The organism is Photobacterium iliopiscarium (genome assembly GCF_003026395.1).
Taxonomy (GTDB): Bacteria; Pseudomonadota; Gammaproteobacteria; order Enterobacterales; family Vibrionaceae; genus Photobacterium; species Photobacterium iliopiscarium.
This window is the reverse complement of the sequence record NZ_PYOO01000008.1, coordinates 1-19,681: the sequence shown is the minus strand read 5'-3', so window position 1 is coordinate 19,681 and position 19,681 is coordinate 1. Positions and strand designations below refer to the sequence as shown.

Sequence of the window (19,681 nt, the reverse complement as noted above, 5' to 3'; positions counted from 1 at the left end):
CAACGAACATTGTACAAAAAAAAGACTATTTGCTATCAGTTAGTCACAATTATCAGTGATCATTTACCAACAATGGTGCAATGTATGCTTTACTTGAGTAATAATAATCACTTGAAAGCATAAAAAAAGGAATCTTATGGTGAAGTATCTCAAATCAATCAAATATCTATTTATCGCATTACTGCTTACTCAATTAACAGGTTGTGGTATCAATACCATTCCGACCCTTGATGAACAAGCTAATGCTGATTGGGCACAAGTGCAAAATAACTATCAGCGTCGTGCAGATTTAATTCCCAATTTAGTTGCAACCGTTAAAGGTTATGCTGCTCACGAAAAAGATACCTTAACCGCAGTGACAGAAGCTCGCGCTAAAGTTTCATCGATGCAAGTCACGCCGGAAACATTAAATAACCCACAAGCCTTTAAGAAATTCGAAGCCGCTCAAGGTCAACTAAGCAGTGCGTTATCTCGATTAATGGTTGTATCAGAACGCTATCCTGATCTAAAAGCTAACCAACAATTTATCGCACTGCAAGCACAGCTAGAAGGTACAGAGAATCGTATCGCTGTTGCACGTCGTGATTACATCAATGCAGTGAAAACCTTTAATATTGAAATTCGCACGTTCCCTGGTCGTTTATGGCACTGGGCAATGTACAGCGATCTAAAAATTAAACCTAACTTCACAGCAACAACACCTAACGCTGATGTTGCGCCTAAGGTTGAATTCTAAATGAAAAAAGTCCTACTTATCTGTGGGCTTTTGTTGTTTATCAGCCAGAGTGCATTGGCTGCAATCACTTTCCCTGTATTAACAGGGAGAGTGGTCGACGACGCTCATATACTGAATCAAGCTCAAACTCAACAGCTTGAACAAACGCTTGCCGCAGAAGAAAAATCATCGTCCAACCAAGTGGTGGTAGTCACCGTACCGTCAACCAATGGCATTCCAATTGCCGATTATGGCTATCAACTCGGTCGTGCTTGGGGGATTGGACAGAAGCAACATGACAATGGCGTATTGTTAATTATCGCTAAAAATGACAAAAAGATGCGTATCGAAGTCGGTTATGGCTTAGAGGGTGCATTACCTGATGCGATTGCAATTAACATTATTAATAATCACATTAAACCCGCCTTTAAAGCAGGTAAGTTTGCAACGGGAATCGATAATGGCGTAACAGCTATCATTGCTGCTATCCATGGTGAATACAAACCTGTTGTGACAGAAGATAAACCACCCTACGATTTCTATTTGTTTATTTTATTTGTAGTAATCATTCAAATTGTTGCCTTTAGCCGTCGTCGTCGCAACCGTTCAACCTATTATGGCCGCGATGGTGATGTTTTCACCAGTGGTGGCTTTGGATCACACCGTGGCGGCTCTAGTGGCTTTGGCGGTGGTTTCGGAGGAGGTAGTAGTGGCGGCAGCGGTGGTGGTTTTAGTGGTGGCGGCGGTGGCTTTGGCGGCGGCGGTGCATCAGGAGGATGGTAATGAAATTATTTACAAATGAACAACTACAAACAATTAGCCAAACCATCAGTGATATGGAAAAAACCACCGATGCCGAGTTAATTACCGTAATGGCAACAAAGGCTGATGACTATTACTTTGTCCCAACCTTATGGGCAGCCATTATTGCGCTATTTGTTCCTGCACTGTTAATCATTACTCCATTATGGTTAGAGCTAACGGATATTCTATTAGTGCAATTAGCTTCTTTTGTTGTTCTTACATTGATCTTTCGTATTCCAGCTATTAAGTACTGTTTATTACCAAAAGTAGTTAAACATCGCCGTGCAAGTCTGGTTGCTCGTGAGCAGTTTTTAGCCAATGGTGTTCATCGTACTAAACAGCATTTAGGGGTAATGATCTTTGTTTGCGAAGCTGAGCATTATGTTGAAATTTTAACAGATTATGGCATTAATGATTGTATCAGTGATGAAGCATGGCAAAGCATAGTCCGAGATTTCACCAAAGATGTTAAAGCAGGAAAAACGTTTGAAGGCTTTATTCAGTGTTTACAGCAATCTGGTAAATTATTAACTAACGCCCTACCGCACACGGAAGAAAAAAATGAATTACCTAACTGTTTAGTCGTTATTGATTAACATGTGAAATAATTCACCACTAATATTAATTGTTGAAATAGCCTGAGGTTATTTCAACAATTTATTTAACTTTAGATAGATACCACCTAAACAACACATATTTTAGTTGTCTATTTTATGAAAACTCAACTTCGCCAATTTGTTTTTCATAAATATATTTCTGTCTTAATACTGATATTTGAATTACCGCAGGTATTGTTACACGGTATGCCGTTCCTGCAATATCTACAGCAGTCCATAAACCAGTTATAGCCCAACCGATTGGTCCAACCAATACAGCCATTGTTCTTGTAAGAGCTGCATTTCCAGCAAAAGAAAGACCACGCCCAATTAATGCTTTAGCAATAGCATTGACCACAATTAAAGTTAATTGATATGATTTAAAGCCACCAGCTCTAAAAACAGCTTGAAATACACCAATCATTGATTCCTTTGTTATACCTGAAATATTTTTCACACCAGTACTCATTGCCAATTCATTTAATTCTTTTGGTGACATTTTTTCAATCGCATCTTCTAGAATTTTCATGAGCATATTTTTTTCTATAGTTTCAATACTAGAATTTTTATTATAATTTACTTTCATTTTATCACATACATCAGTTAGAACTTCCTTATATTCGACTCCTTTACCTCCACGAAGAAAAGTAGAGAAAGTGTTAGCGCCAAAACATTGTATTTCTGCAGAAATTTCTTCCCAATACATTGAATGATTTGGATAATACCTTTTATATCTAGCATGCTGAGTTAATTCTTCAGTAAACCGTTTATCTCCATCTTTATCATGAGTAAGACAATATACTAAATCGTTAAGATCTTCTGATTTCAACTCTCCCAAAAAACTCAAATTACTATCATATCTATAAACCATAACTTCACCTTTATTAATATTTTAACACTTAAATAAAAAACATTTACAGCAATCAGGAGAGTCATTAACTAACGCCCTACCGTACACGGAAGAAAAAAATGAATTACCTAACTGTTTAGTCGTTATTGATTAACGTGTGAAACAATTCACCACTAATATTAATTGTTGAAATAGCCTGAGGTTATTTCAACAATTTATTTAAAACATCATTTTTATTATAAAAATTTTAACGCTCTAATCGCTCTATATGTTTTAATAAATACTCTTCAATTTGAAATAATCGCATTATTGGAGATTTTAATTCTTTTGTTTCATTACGAGCATAAGATCTTAATTCAAATAAACATTTCAAATACTTTTGATTAACTATCGATTCAATCTCAACCCCAAACTCAGTTAATATTTGATCTTGAATGGTTTTAATATCTCTACGTTGATTATGTTTAGCATTCGATGATTGATCTTTTACAATAGGTGACCAAAGCATAAATCTTGCTTTGTGGTTTGGAAAACATTCTTCTACATATCTAATATTTTTAACAAATTTCTTATAGAATCGCTCAATATTATCTGGTTGGTTATTTTTAACATATTGCAAACCAGTGATTAAATGAGTTGCTACCTCACAAATGTAAACTTCTTTAGCCTTAATATTGATGCCCACAACATCAATCTCACCTTGAATATTAGGGGTATAAAGATTGTATTCAACAAAATCACAACCAAGAATATGTTTTAAATACTCACCAACTAACTCTTCTCCGGGATTCTGCATGTTTCTTCCTATGAATAATGCCAAAATACTATTTATAAAAAAGTTAATCACCTAACAATGATAAAATAAACACCCAACAACTATTGATGGTAATAATCGTAGATTTCATCGCAATACTTATTATTTTGATACATCAAAAACATAAAAAATGAGCTTAGACAGCCATATATTTTAGTACGTTTTACCACAAGTAACTTTAAGCTTTAAATATGGTTAATCATGGGACAGCCAAAAGATGATTAATATAATTGGACACCCATATGTTGTAATTCGTCAGCTATAAGTAACCTTGATGTTGCTGTAATCACCCACAATTGTAATGCAACGTTATAACGTTCCTCTTATTCAGCTTTGTACGCACATATTTATATTTCTTTGATTGATTTATATCAACAAAAGCCTATTTTATGGCATTACCTCACAGATACAGATAGAATGCCCCCTCAAAAATTACAAGAAAAGCATTGAGTGGGTTATTTCGCATGAGTAGAAAAATAGAATTATTGGCACCGGGTGGTGACGTAGAAGCAATTAAAGCGGCGATTGTTGCTGGTGCAAATGCCGTCTACTGTGGTTTAGATATGTTCAATGCCCGTAACCGCGCCTCCAATCTTTCATATGATGAGCTAAATGGCGTATTACGACTGGCACATGAGCACAACTGTGAAGTCTTCTTAACGCTCAATGTCGTAATATTAGAACACGAGGTTGTTAGCTTGGTACGCTTGCTAAATAAACTGGTTAACAGTGGCATTGATGGCATCATCGTACAAGATTTGGGTATCTTCAACATTGTTAAAAAGCATTTCCCATCATTACATATCCATGCATCTACTCAGGTAACAACCCACAACGAAGGTCAAATTTTATTCTTACACAAAATCGGCGCTACACGAGTTAACTTATCGCGTGAGCTCAACCTTGGTGAGATTAAAGCATTAACAACCGTCGCTCATGATCATGATGTATTAACCGAAGTCTTTGTCCATGGCGCGCTATGTATCGCCTTCTCTGGTCAATGTTACTCAAGCTCAGTCAGTGTCGGTAACTCAGGTAACCGTGGTCGTTGTAGCCAAGCCTGTCGTGACGAATACGAAGTGACCGCTGAAGGTCATCGCTTCCCGCTTAACTTAAAAGATAATTCAGCCTACTTTGATTTACCTGAACTGGTAGACGCTGGGGTTGATTCGTTAAAAGTCGAAGGCCGTATTAAAGGCGCTCACTATGTTTACACTGTGGTTGATACATGGCGTAAACAGATCAATAACTTCATAGAATCTGGTAAGTTATTAGCTGACGACAGCAACTTACATAAAGTCTTTAACCGTAGTTTCACCAACTCATTTTTACAGGGCGATCTAAACAAAAAAATGTTTACCGATAACCCTCGTGATAACAGTGTCAATTATGCGGTTGAAAAAAGTGATGCTATCTCAGTGGTTCAAATCCACGATGTAAAACAAGATCTTTATAATGATAAAAATGCACTAGGCGCGGAACTAGCCGACAAAATTAAAGACTTAATCATCGATAAAGTCGCCTTAACGTTCGCTTTTACTGCCAAAGAAAACACGCCGTTAACGCTTAATATTATGGCGGGTAATACCTCATTTGAAGTAAAAACTGATTCGTTATTACGCGTTGCCGATGAAATTGCAATTACGCCAGAAACCATTGATAAACGCTTCCGTAGTTTTAGTAATGCGACGTTTGATCTTGCGCCAATGAACTTTGACAATTTTGACGCCAACTTAACGGTACCGTTTAAAGAAATTACGGAGCTAAAAAATCAAGCTGCGTTCTTATTAAACGGCTCACGTAATGTGATTAAACATGTTGATGTGCCTGCATTGCCTAAACACGAGAAAGTATCATCAACACCTAAATTATCGTTACTGATTGCCAATGAACAAGATTTGTACCTTGCTGATGTGACAGATGCTGATATCTACTTCAAACTCCCTGAAAGCTTGAAAAAGAACTGTCTTAAGCACATTACGTTATTGCAAGAAAATCCACGTTTAATTCCTTGGTTCCCTGCGGTATTGATTGGTAAAGATTACTTAGAGTCTGTCAAAATTCTTGAGCAAGTAAAACCTAAGCGTATCGTAACTAACAATACTGGTATTGCTTATAAAGCGTATGAAATGGGTATCGAGTGGGTCGCAGGACCGTTCTTAAATACCACCAACTCACACGCCCTTCTTACGTTAAAAGAAGAATTAAACTGTGCTGGTGCCTTTATTTCTAACGAGATCAATCGTGGTCAAATCAGAAATATTACCCGTCCAGAAAACTTTAAGCTCTGTTACAGTATTTATCATCCCATTCTGATGATGACTAGTCGTCAATGTTTCTTCCAACAAACCGTTGGCTGTAAGAAACCGGCCATTGAAGCTAGCTGTATGCTGAAATGCGAAAAAGCGACCACCATTACTAATGTGAAAGGTATTTCGTTTGCGGTTGATAAACAAAAAGGTGGCTACCCAAGCATTTACAACCATGAGCAATTCTTAAACTTTGATGCAGTGAATGATTTCTCGCATTTATTTGACGAGTTCTTTATTGATTTAACCAATATCGGTGCAGGTTCTAAGCAAGAACAAGACAAAGTAGAACTAATCAAACACTTTGAAGCACTACTTGCTGGTAATGATGATGCTAAAGCTGAACTGGATAATTTAGTGCCTATCTCAACTAATGCCCAATATGTTCAGGGATTATAAGCATTAGCGGTATAGTTTAGTCTCAACAACAAAATAAAATAATATTAGACAGCCTGCTATTTTAGAGGCTGTCTTTTGTTTATCTGCTTTATGCTGGACAGCCAAATATTTTTGTTCTTAAATAACGCCTTTAAAAAATAAACCATTCCACCAGCAATAAACCCTCGAAGCTAAAATTTACAGCTTATTGTTTATAATTCATCACTAAATCGGTTCTGTTACCATATTTCAGGATCAAAAAAGCCCACAATCCTAACGGTTATTGCAGTATGTTCATCTAATTATAAGAAACCATGTCTAACTAGGATGTAACTGATGACTCGCGAACTTTCCTTTACACCAATGCCCACCAACATGTTGTTTGAAGGCACACATTCGGGACCATTTCCCGCTTACATTGGCATAATGTTCCAGAAATTGTTCACTGTGCTCAAGCCAAGTATCTGGTGTTATTCCCATTTGCTGTAAAATCTTGGGCTGATTAGGTGCAATAAACCCTTTTTTATCATTTCGAATACACCGACCAGTCCAGTCAATCAATTCGAGATAATCGGTAAAAGTAAAGTTTATACCTGCTTTTTTAGCTTGATGCTCAGCACCGACAAAAGGTAATAATTGAAAACGAGAGGTATTTGATGATGATTGTTGTGTCAATGTTTTCGTTTGATGATGTTCACGAATACGTTGCTGAATAGAGGTAAAATCTGATTGTTCTAGTGACGGTGTAACGCCCGCCCTGATCGGGTTTAAATCAACGTACATCATGCAAGATAATAACGCTTGCTCACCCAGTAGTGCCTGAGATTTAAATCGCCCTTCCCAAAACGCCCCTTTACATTGATCTTCTTTATTGGCTTTTCGTGCTATTTCCTCATTAAGACAACGCATAAACCAGCTAATACTGCCTAATCGTTGTTGCCATTCAGCCACTAAATTTGATAATGCTTGTTGTTTATCTGCGGCTATTTGACCCTCTTTTAAAAAATCGACCGCGATAGGATGACCACTAAATAACTGTAACCAGCGTGATATCACTTCTTCTGGGGTTAGCTTTTGTTGTTGTTCCATATCTATTTTAAGTACCAAATGATAATGATTACTCATCACCGCATAAGCACACACATCAATACAAAACACAGCGGCTAATTGTTTAATTTTACTTACTATCCAACCACGACGGTGCTGATAGTTTTTACCATTATACGGATCATTGCCACACAAATAAGCACGACGTACACAGCGATTAATTACATGATAAAAAGGCGTAATTTGAGGCTCTATCAATTTACGTCTTGAGATTGTCATTTATTTCACCATAAGCAACTTGAAGCTTAATTGTAGTAGCTCATGGTTGATGTGCAAGGTTATGGCTGTCCTTTGTTGCTCTTGTAGAAATTATGGCTGTCCCATATTTTTTTTACAGATAAAGACCGCCTTGATAGACGGTCATTCTTTGTTAACGTTACTTGTTTGACTCACGAACGGTGTATTGATATCTCACATTTACAATGGCTTGATAACTAACTGTCCCATTCTGGGCATACAATTCATCAATAGTCATAGATGTATTTTTTAGCTTGGTAGAATTATATGTATTTCGCCATATATTAAGCTTTTTACTTAACTCAATACTGTTTAAGGTTTCTAAATTATCTCTAATGTTATTACCTGCCACCACTGCTGCACTTTTATCTTGCATAACTGCGGTTTTAAGTTGTTTGTTACCTAAACGGTCGGAATGATTCCCTATATTTTGTGCAAAAATAGAAGATGAGAATAAAAAGACTAAAGTGGCTAAAAATATTTTTTTCATAATTTGAGTTCCATTTATTTATAATTACTTGTTTGCTACTGATGATTTATTAATGCACCAGAATATGATTTATCCAAACTAACTGTTATCACAAAGTCACTATTGAGATTTATGAGGTAATAGTTTTTTATTGTGTTCAACAACCATTATTGCAATGGCTAAAAATAGAATATCTTTAACTAAGAAGAAGTTTGCAATAGGAACGCCATCGACTATTTTCCAGGTATTTGGTGTGGTAAATAAGAAACTGAGTGTCACTATAAAAATAGCACTTGCAACAATACCTGAGATATAGCCGACCCTAGGATTAAAGAAACCATAAATAAGTCCAATTGCCACAACTATCTCACTAAATCCTACAAGATTAGAAACGGTTTGAACTGAGAAAAAATGGTATGTCCAACCCATTAAGGGATGATTTTTAATAAGAGGTTCAATTGCTGCCGCTTCTGTTGGCGTAAATTTAAAAATACCAATCCACAATAAAATTAACACAACCCCAAAAACACCGACTTTATACCCTATTGTTGTCGCTGATGGCGCTAACATGTTTTTTCTTAAAATATCCACATCTATCCCTACATGATTGAACTAAACTGTTTCGTTTAATCTATAGTGAAGAGCGCCACCTGTCAACAATTTTAAACTAAACGGTTCAGTTTGTTTTAGCCAAAAAACACTTCTATAAGTTAATAGCGAATAAATAACAAAAAAAGCGATTGAATCTCATTACAAGTAATGACATATCCACTAAAGGTAAAGCCATTACTTTCTAAGCGTTTCACTATACGAGAGATTGAGGAGAAACTTTGGCTTGCTCAAATAGCTGACAATCAAGATTATTAGGCATACTTAAACTATAAAAATAAACGTATCTACAGAATCAAGAATTGAAGTAATCCGCTAAAAAGTCAATAAACGCACGAATACGTTGAGGTTGCTGTTCTGCGTCTTTATAGACCATATACATGGGTAATTTTTGGGTTTGATATTGTGTCAATAATAAAATCAACGTGCCAGATTGTAGCTCTTGTTCTACCATCCATCTTGGCATTGCCGCTATACCTTGACCGAGTTTAGCCATTTGAACTAACATCTCAGGATTATCACTTCTAATTTGTTCATTAACTTTTATTTTTACGACTTCTTTGCCCGTATTGAAACGCCATAGATTTGATGGTGTCGATAAAGAATAAGTTAAACATTTATGCTGACGTAAATCGTCAATATCAACAATGGCTGGAGTCGTTTTTAAATAATCAGGAGATGCAAAATACACCAATTCATTATCCAATAACCATTTGGCTTTTAAACCTGAATCTTTAAGATAAGCAGCACGTATGGCTATATCAATATTACCTTCAAGTAAATCAACAAATTTATCAGACACTGAAACATCAACGGTAACTTGCGGATGTAAATTTAAAAATTGATTAAGAGGCTGAGACAGTAACTGGGTACTAAAAGCACTTGGCACTGATAGCTTTAGTACCCCCGAAATAGTTGCCTGTTCTTGGCGTAAATTAGATTCAAAGCAATCCATTTCATGGGTAATATTTAACGCTAAACCTAAATATTGTTGCCCACTCTCAGTGAGGCTAATCGCACGGGCATGTCGATAAAACAAGCTCACGCCTACTTGTTTTTCTAACCAAGCGATTTTCTTACTTACCGCACTTTGCGTCGTATTGAATTCATTCGCTGCGGCAGTAAAACTCCCTAAATGAGCAACTCGAGTAAAGACTTTTAAACAATCAAATTTATCCACGACACATTCCAGTTTGGAATCATAATAAGCGAAATACTACCCTCCTTAATCTCTAATGGGAATGCTTTAATAAGCTTATCGTTTATCAAGGAGTTTACATTATGCTATTTATTCAAGGTCTACTCATCGCATTTTTCTTATTCGCAAGTTCAGTTAAGATGTTTGGCTGGGTAAAAGTCATCTTTGAACCGCAATTGACCTTTTTTCGTCGTTATGGACTTAACCGTAGCATAATGTTTATTGTCGGTATTATTGAAGCAACAGGGGCAATAATGCTGTTAATCGGAGTGATAATGGTCAGCCCATTAATCAGCACTATCGGGGCCACTTTTATTATATGCGTATCAACGGGGGCAATGTTCTTTCACTTTAGATTTGATACCGTAAAAGATGCTATCCCTTCAATAATAACGTTAATATTATCTGTTATTGTCGCCATGCCTATGATTTTAGGATCAGACATTATATGAGTAAAAATAACCAAAAATTAATGCAGCTTATTATTAACGGTTATCAAAGCACCACTTAAATAGGATTTATTGGGCTGGCTTAAATCAATCATCAAATCTGCAAGATCTGATGGATGTACCCAAGTAGCAGGATCGGCATCAGGCATAGCTTCACGATTTATAGCAGTATCAACAATCGTAGGTAAAACTGCATTTACACACACATTTGATGATGCCCCTTCTGCGGCCAAGCTCTCTACAAATGCATTCAATGCAATTTTTGAAGCCATATAAGGTCCAAATCCTGCGGGTATATTACGTACGGTATCTCGAGCTGAAACAAACATTAAGCAACCGTCACCTTGAGCTTCCATTAATTTAAACACTTCACGTCCAAAAACGAATGCGGTCATAAAATTCACATTAAATAGATCCACTACTTTATTAACATCAATATCTTTCCAATAGCTCCATGTATATATTCCAGAGCAATGAAAGTAAGCATCAACATGACCCAAAATATCAGCTGCTTTTGCTACCAATATTTGACTTTGCTGTTCATCAGTAAGATCTCCCAATAAAACCGTAATCTTTCCCGAGTATTTACGTTCTAAATCTTTGGCTCTATTTTCATCACCAATGCGGCCAATCGCTACGATATGGGTTCCTGTTGCGGTCAGTTTTTTAATTAATTGTTGTGCCGTTACAGAAAAGCACGATGCAATAATAGCGGTATTTATAGAATTCATTTTTTTCTTCTCTCAATTAATCAGAATCTGCATATTAATGAGAATAACTAAAGACATGAACCAACGATCAGACAATATAGTTTTGCTTTAAAAGCAATTATGTAAGCGTTAATATTTAAAAAGTAGATCAATAATATAAGATAAGCATGTACTATCTTGGTGATGAACGATATTTAGCCCCTAAAATAATCAACTTTATTATATGAGTCATTAATATGAGCCTTTTCACTCGCCTTGCTTATTTCAATTGTGTCGTAGAACAAGGTTCCATATCCAAAGCAAGTCAAGTTTTCGATGTTCAACCCTCATCTATTTCAAGACAGCTTTCTGCTTTAGAAGAAGAATTAAATGTTCGAATATTAGATCGTACAACACGTAATGTTGGCGTAACTGAAGCTGGATTGGTATTTTATCAATATTCCAAACGGATCATTGCTGAATTTGACGAGGCGAAACGTGCGGTAAATATTGTACACAACTCACCTAAAGGTCGACTTAAAATCAGTGCCACGGTGGCGTTTGGTGAAAATAAAATACTTCCCCTTCTACCTTTATTTAGAGCTGCATTTCCTGACATAAAAGTTGAGATTGAAATTACTGAAAGGATCGTTGATCTAATTGAAGAAAATGTCGATGTCGCTATTCGTAGTGGCCGATTACCCGATTCTAATTTAATCGCTAAAAAACTCATGAATAATCATTTTATACTTTGTGCTAGCCCAAGCTATTTAGCACATCGAAGTATACCTAAAACAACCGCAGATTTAGCCCAGCATGATTGCTTAGTCTATGGATTTAAAGGTTGGCATGATTGGTATATCTTAAATAATAAACCATCAAAAATAGAGATCCCTTATTACATGGAGGTCAACTCTGTTAATGGCCAAAAACAACTCATATTAAACGGAGGTGGTATCGCTCTACTGCCACAATGGGCTATTGATGAAGAACTTAACAACGGCAAACTGGTACAACTGCTCCCTCTATCGACGTTCAGTCCGTGTCACTATGAAACAAGCACTTATGCGATTTATCAACATCGGCAATTAGTTTCAAGTAAAGTTCGCGTCTTTTTGGATTTTCTGAGTGAACATTTTAGTTAAACATCGCATCTGATATTTAACGTTAAATAACAATAATTCTACTTAATTCCACATTTAATCACGCAAAATAATAAATTATCGTTATAATTAATCAACAAATAATCAAACTGATGTGGGTAAACCTTAATCGTGCATGAATAAGCTTTTGACTTAACACACCTAAAGAAAAATCTAATGTTGCAATAGCATAACTTGAACACTTTTACAGTCAGATGTAACATGTGCACACCATTATTTGAGAGGACACCGCTTTGAACACACCCAGTCGGTACTGGAATGAGATTTTTCTCCGTTAATCTGTCCTCTTCTGCTTTTGTATGTAAGTTGACAATGTTTAACTGTCAGCATGCACTATTCCTAATATTCGTTGCTTCTGCTTAAAATCTTATTATTCCAGTTTTGCATTGGTCGACGCTGTTTTTATCAGCCTCAAATCGTGTTTTAAAGTGTTCTTTATATCATCGCCATTAGTGGAGATATAAGACATGCTGAACGCATACGCATTAAATGATTTACGTTTACAACGTTTAAATTTAGAAGCTCAAGATCCCATTTCATCCGCATTATGGATTGATCTTATTGAACCCAATGAAGCAGAACGTGAACGCGTCCAACAACAACTGGGACAAGGCCTTGCAACTCGTCCAGAACTAGAAGACATCGAAGCCAGTGCACGTTTTTTTGAAGATGAAGATGGCTTACATATTCACTCATTCTTTTATTTTGAAGATCTGGAAGATTATGTAAGCAATGCAACGGTCGCTTTCACCATTCGTGATGGTCGCTTATTTACCTTACGCGAACGAGAATTACCGGCCTTTCGTCTTTATCGAATGCGTGCACGTACACAGCGTTTACAGCAAGGTAATGCTTATGAATTACTGCTCGATCTATTTGAGACAAAAATAGAGCAACTTGCCGATGTTATTGAAGATATTTATAGCGAACTAGAGTCGATTGGTAAAACCATTTTAGGTGGCAATAAACCCGGTGCTAATTTTGATCAAGCTTTATCACATCTAGCAAAACAAGAAGATGCAGGGTGGAAAATACGCTTATGCCTAATGGATACTCAGCGAGCATTAAGCTTTTTAGTCCGCAAAGCGCGTTTACCTGAAATTGAATTAGAACAAGCTCGTGAAGTGTTGCGCGATATTGATTCTTTATTCCAAAAGGTTAACTTCCTAATGGATGCGGCAATGGGCTTTATTAATATTGAGCAAAACCGCATTATTAAAATCTTCTCCGTAGTATCGGTTGTATTCCTTCCGCCAACATTGGTTGCCTCTAGCTACGGAATGAACTTTAAGTTTATGCCGGAACTTCACTGGGAGCTCGGCTATCCCTATGCGCTAGGGCTGATGGTATTGGCAGGTTTCGCCCCTTATCTGTTCTTCAAACGTAAGGGCTGGCTATAAGCTATTCTTTATCCTATTTATACAACTTTATGCTAAGTTGAATGTAAAAAAGAACCCTACTTCAAAAGCAGGGTTCTTCTTATTTATAACCAATCATCACTGACTGATAGTCTAAAATAACTGTTATTTATTAACCGTTATAATTGTGCTTTAACACCTAACTTTTCTAATACTAACTTAAAGTTGGCTTGACGCTCTTTAACGTTATGTACTTCACCACTTTCACAAACGGTGTCAGGACAGCCACGGTTTACAATACCTGAAACGTCATCAATAAATTGCGTACCTTTCAGGCCACCATCAACGTATTTTTTAATTTCGTTGTAGTAGTTCCAATCGGCATATTGACCACCTTCATTTGAGTATTCTTGTACTGATGTTACCCAGTAGAATAAACCAGCAATCCACTTAATTTCTTTGTTCTCTTCAGAGCTACAAATCAAGCCTGGGTTCGAACATAAATCAAGATCTGCATATAATGGATTCACCGGTGGTGCTTCAACCGTTACACCATCAATTGTTTTACCAATCGTTGCAGGATCAACGTGTGAACGGCCTAAGTAATGGTTAAGGGTACCAAAGTTCTGACGACCCGTAGTTTGAATTACACCACGACCCCACCAGCCACAACCTTCAACACTTTCTTGACTGCTACCATCCCAAAGGAATGTACCCGCTTTTTGGCCAACGTAAGTTTTACATTCATCACGTTCCCATACTTGCTTCGACGTATCTATATTTTCTGGCACATCATTACAGTGACCACTGTTCGTCCAACGACCAACATGACCATTAACCAGCAAGCCACGCTCTTCTAATACAGCGTTAGGCGCTGCAAAGACTGGAGCTGGCGCGCCATACCATTTAGCATGTGTTAACGCACTGACTTCCATCTTATTATCACGAGGACAAGAATAAGCGTAATCTAAGCCTGAATCAGGGTTTACACCGTAATCTGCGTATTTCTGACCTAACTGACCACAACTTGCTGACATTGGATAATCGGCTGGTGCACCATATTTTACTTCAGACCAGTTATTTTCATCACATGCGTTGTAACGAATGGTTTCTTGCATACTTTGTGCTAAGAAAGCAGCAATCGCAACTTTGGCATAAGTGATGTTAGTTGCATCATCTGCTTCATCATTTAATAGCCAGAACTTATTGCCTGCAACACCAATGTTATGCATCGCATTTAGGCCATCAAGGAAGTCATTCCACTTATAAACAGTCGATGGGATCCACTGTGATTGTGGTGTTTCATATAAGAATGCTTCATTGTCCATCACGTTTTCTGCATTTGCTAACGCTTTGTTCAACGCTTCAATACGTGTTAATGAACCTTTTTCTAACTCTTCACCCACATAGTACAGTGGCACTTTCGCCGCTTGATACTGTTCAATTTTACCGGTTAAAGTAGCCGTATCTTTATTAAACAAAATAGCAAAAATATTACTGAAAGCCGCTTTACGAATTTGCGCATTATGCGTGCTATCACCCATAAAGTAGTTAGCCGCTTGATCTGTTGGCATATCCGCTAGCATCGCAGGAACTTTTGCATAATCAGTTACTTGCTTAACATATTCTAGTGCGTTATGCCATTGATCATTTGACAACGCTGCCGTTGTTTCTGACTTAGTAAATGTAATAAAGTCAGCTTTAGTTGCACTGTCTGCTTTATAAAGCGCAAGCTTATTTAATAGATCTGCTGTGTAATTAGACGCCGCATTCCATACAGATTGACGACCAGAATGAATATTATAAGCAAAATCGCCAATACTTAGAGACCAACCAAACGTCGCTTCTGGTGCAAGTGTCGATATAATCAGGTTATGAGCTTGTGCCCAACCTTTTAAATCATTGCTAAGTGCATTGATCGCATCAATATCAATTTTGCTGCCAGTACTATCAACCGCTTTAATTAGGGCTTCTTTAACGGCAATCTTCTCTGAAGACAATCCTTTATCTTGCGTTGCTTTATCAAGCACATCACTATTAATAATAATAGATGAAGAACTTGCTTGTGTAGCCATTTCAATCATTGATACAAATGTAGCGGTTAGCTTATCTACATCAGCTAAATCTGCACTATTACTTGTTTCAATCGTTAATGTTGCAGGAGCCGTTAAAGATGGGCTTGCAACCACAAAGGTATTTGGCCAACCAGCGACTTCCAGACGTACAGGATCCATCGGGTTTGGTAATGAAAGAAGCGGCGCCGTGCCAGGTTCTGAACCATCACAATTTAGATGTAAAGCCCATGTACTGTCACTACCTGGTTTGCTTTGTGTCCAATACATTGCAGAATAAGCAATATTGTTATTAACCATAATATCACCAGTGGTTGCATGATCGCCACGCGTCCAGTCTGGATAAACATTAAACTCTTCACACAATCCACCTGGTGGTGTCACTGGTGGCTCAATCGTTTCTTCTTCAATAGTGATATTTAAACTGGCCGTAGAAGAAAGATCTTGTGCATCAGTTGCGATAGCGCTCAGTGTTACGCTACCTGTTTGAGTCGGTTGCCAATCACAATTAAATGTATTTGCAACAGCCGCATCAAACGTACAAATTTGTTGGTTATTCGCATTAACAACCAATGTCGTTAAGTCTTTATCTGCATCTGATGCATTAATAGAAATAGAGACAGTGTCAGTTTTATTAACGGTTGAACCATTCGTTGGTGAAGTAAATGTCACCACTGGCGCCGTAAAGTCGTCATTACCTTCAGCTTCTACTTTTACAGAAACAGATTTTTGTTCGATTTTTTGGTTGTTTTTATCGAACACAAAGATGTCAATCGCTGCACTACCCGCTTCACTTGGCGTCCAAGCTTGCGAATAAAGTAGATTACTTTGATCAATCGCTTTTTCAGCTAATTTAGTGTTATTAACCCAAAACTCAACTTTAGCTGCCGATTCGCCATCAATGCGGGCTTTGATTACAATCGCTTCATTAACTTTCAATAACTGGCTAGCTACTGGAGATAAAATCGATACTTCTGTTACATCCGGTTCAGGTGACGGCTCACCAGAACATTCAGTCAACGCCCAGAACCATGAACTAGCACTTGGTGCTTCCCATAGACCAGGATTATTTTGAGCAATAAAGCACTGTCCGTCATATGACACAACATCGCCATTTTTGACTTGGGTTGTACCTGGAATGAAAGGAATAATACCGCCTAAATCTGGGTTCGGCTCTGGCTCTGGATCAGGTTCTGGATTTGGATTTGGATTTGGATTCGGTTCATCTGAACATTCAGTGGCATCCCAAAACCATGAGTCAGCACTTGGTGCTTCCCATACGCCTGGGTTGTTTTTAGCAATGAAACAAGTGCCATTATAAGCAACCATGTCTCCATTCTGAACTATTGTCTCTCCCGGAATAAAAGAAACGACATTAGTATCTGCTGCATATAGATTACCGCTGAGCATTGCGCTAAATAGAGCAGCTGTTATTTTATTTATTTTTTTCACTTTACTTCCTAAATATGTCCACTCGTTTCAACTAACCTAAAAATCTCATCCTCATAAGTATTGATAGTTGCATTCCATACAACCAACTTATATTTAGCGTTTTGTTTTCACTAACGAAGTGTTACTGACCAATACGATTCATCTATACTATTAAATTATACTTTATATTAAATATACTAATAGATTGATGTAACAAATAATTAAAAAACGCCAATATGTGTAACAAAATATTAGGAACAGTAAGGATTTGTAAAAAACACAATAATTACCCTTTTTATCATGGCAATGACGATGCAAATTCAATACTTAATATCATGCCGTCATCAATAGCTGATTATTTAAGATTAAGGCTTTTTGTCAGTCGTAAATAAGGTAATATAGCGTCATTACTGCTAACGCATTAGATAGAAATTTTCTGAATGAGATGAAGGTAAAATCAATGGATTACCAGAATTACTATGAAGCGATGATTGAGATATTGGTTGATAATTTTGATACAGACATTGGTGAGTACAATGGTAAAATCGAACTGTCTGTTGATGAATATAACGACAGTTGCACCATTGCCAAAGAATTTAATGTCGCTTATAACCCAGAACATACAGTATTAGAAGTGTTACAACAATCAACGCCTGAAGTCGCTGAAATAACATCTTATATTGTTTCAGCCCCTGCATTAGGTTGTCTTATTGATTATTTAGAAGATGAATTGATTGTTGATTTTGAAGATTAATCCTCTTCGCTAACACCTTATTTTAAAAAGCTAACAGTTATTGCTGTTAGCTTTTTTATTAGCTCAATACTTATATAGCCACATTAACTATCCTTAGGCACATAGTTAATGTCTTACAGATAAATTTATCATTAAAGGTCTTAATTATTATAAATATCAATTGAAGATTAATTTTTGTTCGATACCATAAGACAACCAACTATTCATAATTGCTATCCCATGACAAATAGCATAAGGCAAAGGATGCAGCCCAAAATCTATATCAAACTAGAAGGTATTACTTGGAAAGTGACCACGAATGGCCAATGGCTACCACTGAGTCCATCTGAAACGATTGATATTGAGTTACCTTTCATTTGTGAGCATATACATTTTAACGATATTATCAGTATTCATTTTAATGAAAGCGAGATCTTGACGGACTAAGGCTAGCACATTTCCCCTAACTATCACTCAATATTCATACCGTACTCGCTGTTACTACAGCGGGTTTGAAAAATACCTTTCGCTCGTAATGTCTCAATAATTAATGTAATAAATCCCTTTATAGCACTAATAATGTAACTAGCTTCTCTATTCACATTCCGAAGCCTAATATAAAAAGCTCACGGCTTATAATTACCATGACTTTCACATTTTCATGGATAAATTAATGCTAGATTCTGATCTTAAAATATCTCAATGGCGACAACAACGTAAAAAAGACTATTTCGTTTAATCATAAACCATTATTTTCTAGAATATTTAGGCGTATTAGAAGGGAAAACACAATCCACATACCACCAAAAAAATCATGATTAAAAAAGGAATTTAATAATGAATACCCGACAAAAAATCGCTCTTGGATTAAGCTCTGGATTGCTTATTGGTTCGGTTGCGACAGTATTGCCCACGTTTCAGTTTGGCTGTTTTGTACTCGGATTAATCTTACTTAATTACGTTATTATTACTAAGAAAAACTAACGCTTAACCATTTCAGAAAATTTATATTGGCACAACAAGATGACAGGCATAACGCAGACAGTGGTGGTAATAATATCAGTTAATGTATGGTACTTCTGATGCATCATTAAAGCAGCATAACCTACCATTGAAAGTACCATCACTCCCCTTAATTTGGGGCTATATACAAGAAAATAACCAATAAAAACTAAAGCAATAGCAGTGTGGGTACTGTAATCCAAATTAAATGCCGGCCAAATCCCGACTGAATTATCGAGAAACATAACCACATAAATAAAAGCCGTTGAGAGCAATACACCACTCAGCGCGAATAACCCACTTCTCATCCCCTGCTCACGTCCTAATAACACCATGCAAATAACACACATAACGACAATCATTGGGGTATAAAGATCAGCAATAAAAGCCCATTGTTCAAAACTCATTATTATTATTGTCCAAACAAATAACGTCTATATTCACATAGATAACAGGTTATTTCATCTGTTTTAAGTGCAAGGTGCAAGGTGCAAGGTGCAAGGTGCAAGGTACAAGGTACAAGGTACGAAAATTTAGGCCCACTTTATAGTACCAGTCAAATAACAAAATTATTTGGCGGAGATGATTTGGGTATTAGAGGATGTGAACCCACTTTTATTGCACCAATTAAATACATCACTATTTTATTCAGACAAAAAAACGCTAAATTCTTAACGGCTTTCTTAAATTTGGCGGAG

Annotated in this window: 20 protein-coding genes; 11 read left to right on the top strand and 9 right to left on the bottom strand. The window is 36.8% G+C overall.

Annotated features, from left to right (window positions below; genetic code table 11):
• Nucleotides 1-136: 136 nt before the first annotated feature.
• Genes C9J51_RS12515 through C9J51_RS12505 form a run of 3 tightly spaced genes read left to right on the top strand, consistent with a single transcriptional unit; the run spans nucleotide 137 to nucleotide 2,115 of the window.
• Nucleotides 137-736: a LemA family protein gene (locus tag C9J51_RS12515; protein ID WP_045039816.1), complete on the top strand. Its 600-nt coding sequence runs from the start codon at nucleotides 137-139 to the stop codon at nucleotides 734-736.
• Entirely contained in the window at nucleotides 737-1,498 is a 762-nt protein-coding gene (locus tag C9J51_RS12510; protein ID WP_045037715.1) for a TPM domain-containing protein, read from the top strand.
• The gene (locus C9J51_RS12505) at nucleotides 1,498-2,115 is read left to right on the top strand and encodes a TPM domain-containing protein (RefSeq protein WP_045039815.1); all 618 of its coding nucleotides are present in this window, start codon (nucleotides 1,498-1,500) and stop codon (nucleotides 2,113-2,115) included. Before C9J51_RS12510 ends, C9J51_RS12505 begins: the two co-directional genes overlap by 1 nt.
• Nucleotides 2,116-2,230: 115 nt before the next feature.
• On the opposite strand, the gene C9J51_RS12500 is transcribed toward C9J51_RS12505, so the two are convergent.
• Both C9J51_RS12500 and C9J51_RS12495 read right to left on the bottom strand, forming a co-directional pair.
• Nucleotides 2,231-2,986 (bottom strand): DUF3944 domain-containing protein, encoded by a 756-nt coding sequence (locus C9J51_RS12500; RefSeq protein ID WP_107275178.1) that lies wholly within the window; start codon nucleotides 2,984-2,986, stop codon nucleotides 2,231-2,233.
• A gap of 226 nt (nucleotides 2,987-3,212) precedes the next feature.
• Nucleotides 3,213-3,761, bottom strand: coding sequence for a hypothetical protein (locus C9J51_RS12495; protein WP_045039814.1), 549 nt, complete (start codon nucleotides 3,759-3,761; stop codon nucleotides 3,213-3,215).
• A 482-nt stretch (nucleotides 3,762-4,243) separates the two neighbouring features.
• On the opposite strand from C9J51_RS12495, the gene C9J51_RS12490 reads away from it, so the two are divergent.
• On the top strand, nucleotides 4,244-6,487 hold the full coding sequence (locus C9J51_RS12490; protein WP_107275175.1) for a peptidase U32 family protein: 2,244 nt from the start codon (nucleotides 4,244-4,246) through the stop codon (nucleotides 6,485-6,487).
• A 297-nt stretch (nucleotides 6,488-6,784) separates the two neighbouring features.
• Here C9J51_RS12490 and C9J51_RS12485 read toward each other — a convergent pair whose 3' ends face one another.
• From C9J51_RS12485 to C9J51_RS12470, 4 genes are all read right to left on the bottom strand, one after another.
• Entirely contained in the window at nucleotides 6,785-7,792 is a 1,008-nt protein-coding gene (locus tag C9J51_RS12485) for a transposase (RefSeq protein WP_107275173.1), read from the bottom strand.
• 157 nt (nucleotides 7,793-7,949) lie between these two features.
• Complete coding sequence (locus C9J51_RS12480; RefSeq protein ID WP_045040882.1) at nucleotides 7,950-8,300, bottom strand: DUF3316 domain-containing protein; 351 nt, start codon at nucleotides 8,298-8,300, stop codon at nucleotides 7,950-7,952.
• A 99-nt stretch (nucleotides 8,301-8,399) separates the two neighbouring features.
• Nucleotides 8,400-8,849 carry a DUF417 family protein gene (locus C9J51_RS12475; RefSeq protein WP_107275170.1) on the bottom strand — a complete coding sequence of 150 codons (450 nt, stop codon included), beginning with the start codon at nucleotides 8,847-8,849 and terminating at the stop codon, nucleotides 8,400-8,402.
• Nucleotides 8,850-9,183: 334 nt separating this feature from the next.
• Nucleotides 9,184-10,068, bottom strand: a complete 885-nt coding sequence (locus C9J51_RS12470) for a LysR family transcriptional regulator (RefSeq protein WP_045040884.1) — start codon at nucleotides 10,066-10,068, stop codon at nucleotides 9,184-9,186.
• A gap of 101 nt (nucleotides 10,069-10,169) precedes the next feature.
• Between C9J51_RS12470 and C9J51_RS12465 the strand changes: the two genes are divergently transcribed.
• Nucleotides 10,170-10,538, top strand: coding sequence for a DoxX family protein (locus tag C9J51_RS12465; RefSeq protein ID WP_045040885.1), 369 nt, complete (start codon nucleotides 10,170-10,172; stop codon nucleotides 10,536-10,538).
• A 17-nt stretch (nucleotides 10,539-10,555) separates the two neighbouring features.
• Here C9J51_RS12465 and C9J51_RS12460 read toward each other — a convergent pair whose 3' ends face one another.
• Entirely contained in the window at nucleotides 10,556-11,266 is a 711-nt protein-coding gene (locus C9J51_RS12460; protein ID WP_107275167.1) for an SDR family oxidoreductase, read from the bottom strand.
• Between the two features lie 215 nt (nucleotides 11,267-11,481).
• Here C9J51_RS12460 and C9J51_RS12455 point away from each other — a divergent pair, with 215 nt between their 5' ends.
• A complete protein-coding gene (locus tag C9J51_RS12455) occupies nucleotides 11,482-12,369 on the top strand; it encodes a LysR family transcriptional regulator (protein WP_045038792.1) in 888 nt (295 codons plus the stop codon).
• Nucleotides 12,370-12,854: 485 nt separating this feature from the next.
• Nucleotides 12,855-13,787, top strand: coding sequence for a magnesium/cobalt transporter CorA (gene corA, locus C9J51_RS12450; protein WP_107275165.1), 933 nt, complete (start codon nucleotides 12,855-12,857; stop codon nucleotides 13,785-13,787).
• A gap of 137 nt (nucleotides 13,788-13,924) precedes the next feature.
• Here the strand turns inward: corA and C9J51_RS12445 are convergent, their stop codons facing one another.
• Nucleotides 13,925-17,269, bottom strand: a complete 3,345-nt coding sequence (locus C9J51_RS12445) for an Ig-like domain-containing protein (protein ID WP_045040886.1) — start codon at nucleotides 17,267-17,269, stop codon at nucleotides 13,925-13,927.
• A 439-nt stretch (nucleotides 17,270-17,708) separates the two neighbouring features.
• Here C9J51_RS12445 and C9J51_RS12440 point away from each other — a divergent pair, with 439 nt between their 5' ends.
• The 3 genes from C9J51_RS12440 to C9J51_RS19510 all read left to right on the top strand — a co-directional run bounded on the left by C9J51_RS12440 (nucleotide 17,709) and on the right by C9J51_RS19510 (nucleotide 18,965).
• Complete coding sequence (locus C9J51_RS12440; RefSeq protein ID WP_045040887.1) at nucleotides 17,709-18,002, top strand: hypothetical protein; 294 nt, start codon at nucleotides 17,709-17,711, stop codon at nucleotides 18,000-18,002.
• 243 nt (nucleotides 18,003-18,245) lie between these two features.
• Nucleotides 18,246-18,428 carry a hypothetical protein gene (locus tag C9J51_RS12435; protein WP_045040888.1) on the top strand — a complete coding sequence of 61 codons (183 nt, stop codon included), beginning with the start codon at nucleotides 18,246-18,248 and terminating at the stop codon, nucleotides 18,426-18,428.
• Nucleotides 18,429-18,818: 390 nt separating this feature from the next.
• The gene (locus C9J51_RS19510) at nucleotides 18,819-18,965 is read left to right on the top strand and encodes a hypothetical protein (protein WP_164838181.1); all 147 of its coding nucleotides are present in this window, start codon (nucleotides 18,819-18,821) and stop codon (nucleotides 18,963-18,965) included.
• Here C9J51_RS19510 and C9J51_RS12430 read toward each other — a convergent pair.
• A complete protein-coding gene (locus C9J51_RS12430; protein WP_045040889.1) occupies nucleotides 18,962-19,390 on the bottom strand; it encodes a hypothetical protein in 429 nt (142 codons plus the stop codon). The two genes, C9J51_RS19510 and C9J51_RS12430, sit on opposite strands and share 4 nt — an antisense overlap.
• Before the next feature lie 81 nt (nucleotides 19,391-19,471).
• Between C9J51_RS12430 and C9J51_RS19580 the strand changes: the two genes are divergently transcribed.
• Nucleotides 19,472-19,681, top strand: a 210-nt coding sequence (locus C9J51_RS19580; protein ID WP_211306503.1) for a hypothetical protein, incomplete at its 3' end; no start/stop codon positions are given.

What these genes read in the sequence shown, in the direction of transcription:
- C9J51_RS12515 (WP_045039816.1), top strand. Translation starts at nt 137, where the DNA reads ATGGTGAAGTATCTCAAATCAATCAAATATCTATTTATCGCATTACTG.
- C9J51_RS12510 (WP_045037715.1), top strand. Translation starts at nt 737, where the DNA reads ATGAAAAAAGTCCTACTTATCTGTGGGCTTTTGTTGTTTATCAGCCAG.
- C9J51_RS12505 (WP_045039815.1), top strand. Translation starts at nt 1,498, where the DNA reads ATGAAATTATTTACAAATGAACAACTACAAACAATTAGCCAAACCATC.
- C9J51_RS12500 (WP_107275178.1), bottom strand. Translation starts at nt 2,986, where the DNA reads ATGGTTTATAGATATGATAGTAATTTGAGTTTTTTGGGAGAGTTGAAA.
- C9J51_RS12495 (WP_045039814.1), bottom strand. Translation starts at nt 3,761, where the DNA reads ATGCAGAATCCCGGAGAAGAGTTAGTTGGTGAGTATTTAAAACATATT.
- C9J51_RS12490 (WP_107275175.1), top strand. Translation starts at nt 4,244, where the DNA reads ATGAGTAGAAAAATAGAATTATTGGCACCGGGTGGTGACGTAGAAGCA.
- C9J51_RS12485 (WP_107275173.1), bottom strand. Translation starts at nt 7,792, where the DNA reads ATGACAATCTCAAGACGTAAATTGATAGAGCCTCAAATTACGCCTTTT.
- C9J51_RS12480 (WP_045040882.1), bottom strand. Translation starts at nt 8,300, where the DNA reads ATGAAAAAAATATTTTTAGCCACTTTAGTCTTTTTATTCTCATCTTCT.
- C9J51_RS12475 (WP_107275170.1), bottom strand. Translation starts at nt 8,849, where the DNA reads ATGTTAGCGCCATCAGCGACAACAATAGGGTATAAAGTCGGTGTTTTT.
- C9J51_RS12465 (WP_045040885.1), top strand. Translation starts at nt 10,170, where the DNA reads ATGCTATTTATTCAAGGTCTACTCATCGCATTTTTCTTATTCGCAAGT.
- C9J51_RS12460 (WP_107275167.1), bottom strand. Translation starts at nt 11,266, where the DNA reads ATGAATTCTATAAATACCGCTATTATTGCATCGTGCTTTTCTGTAACG.
- C9J51_RS12455 (WP_045038792.1), top strand. Translation starts at nt 11,482, where the DNA reads ATGAGCCTTTTCACTCGCCTTGCTTATTTCAATTGTGTCGTAGAACAA.
- corA (WP_107275165.1), top strand. Translation starts at nt 12,855, where the DNA reads ATGCTGAACGCATACGCATTAAATGATTTACGTTTACAACGTTTAAAT.
- C9J51_RS12440 (WP_045040887.1), top strand. Translation starts at nt 17,709, where the DNA reads ATGGATTACCAGAATTACTATGAAGCGATGATTGAGATATTGGTTGAT.
- C9J51_RS12435 (WP_045040888.1), top strand. Translation starts at nt 18,246, where the DNA reads ATGCAGCCCAAAATCTATATCAAACTAGAAGGTATTACTTGGAAAGTG.
- C9J51_RS19510 (WP_164838181.1), top strand. Translation starts at nt 18,819, where the DNA reads ATGAATACCCGACAAAAAATCGCTCTTGGATTAAGCTCTGGATTGCTT.
- C9J51_RS12430 (WP_045040889.1), bottom strand. Translation starts at nt 19,390, where the DNA reads ATGAGTTTTGAACAATGGGCTTTTATTGCTGATCTTTATACCCCAATG.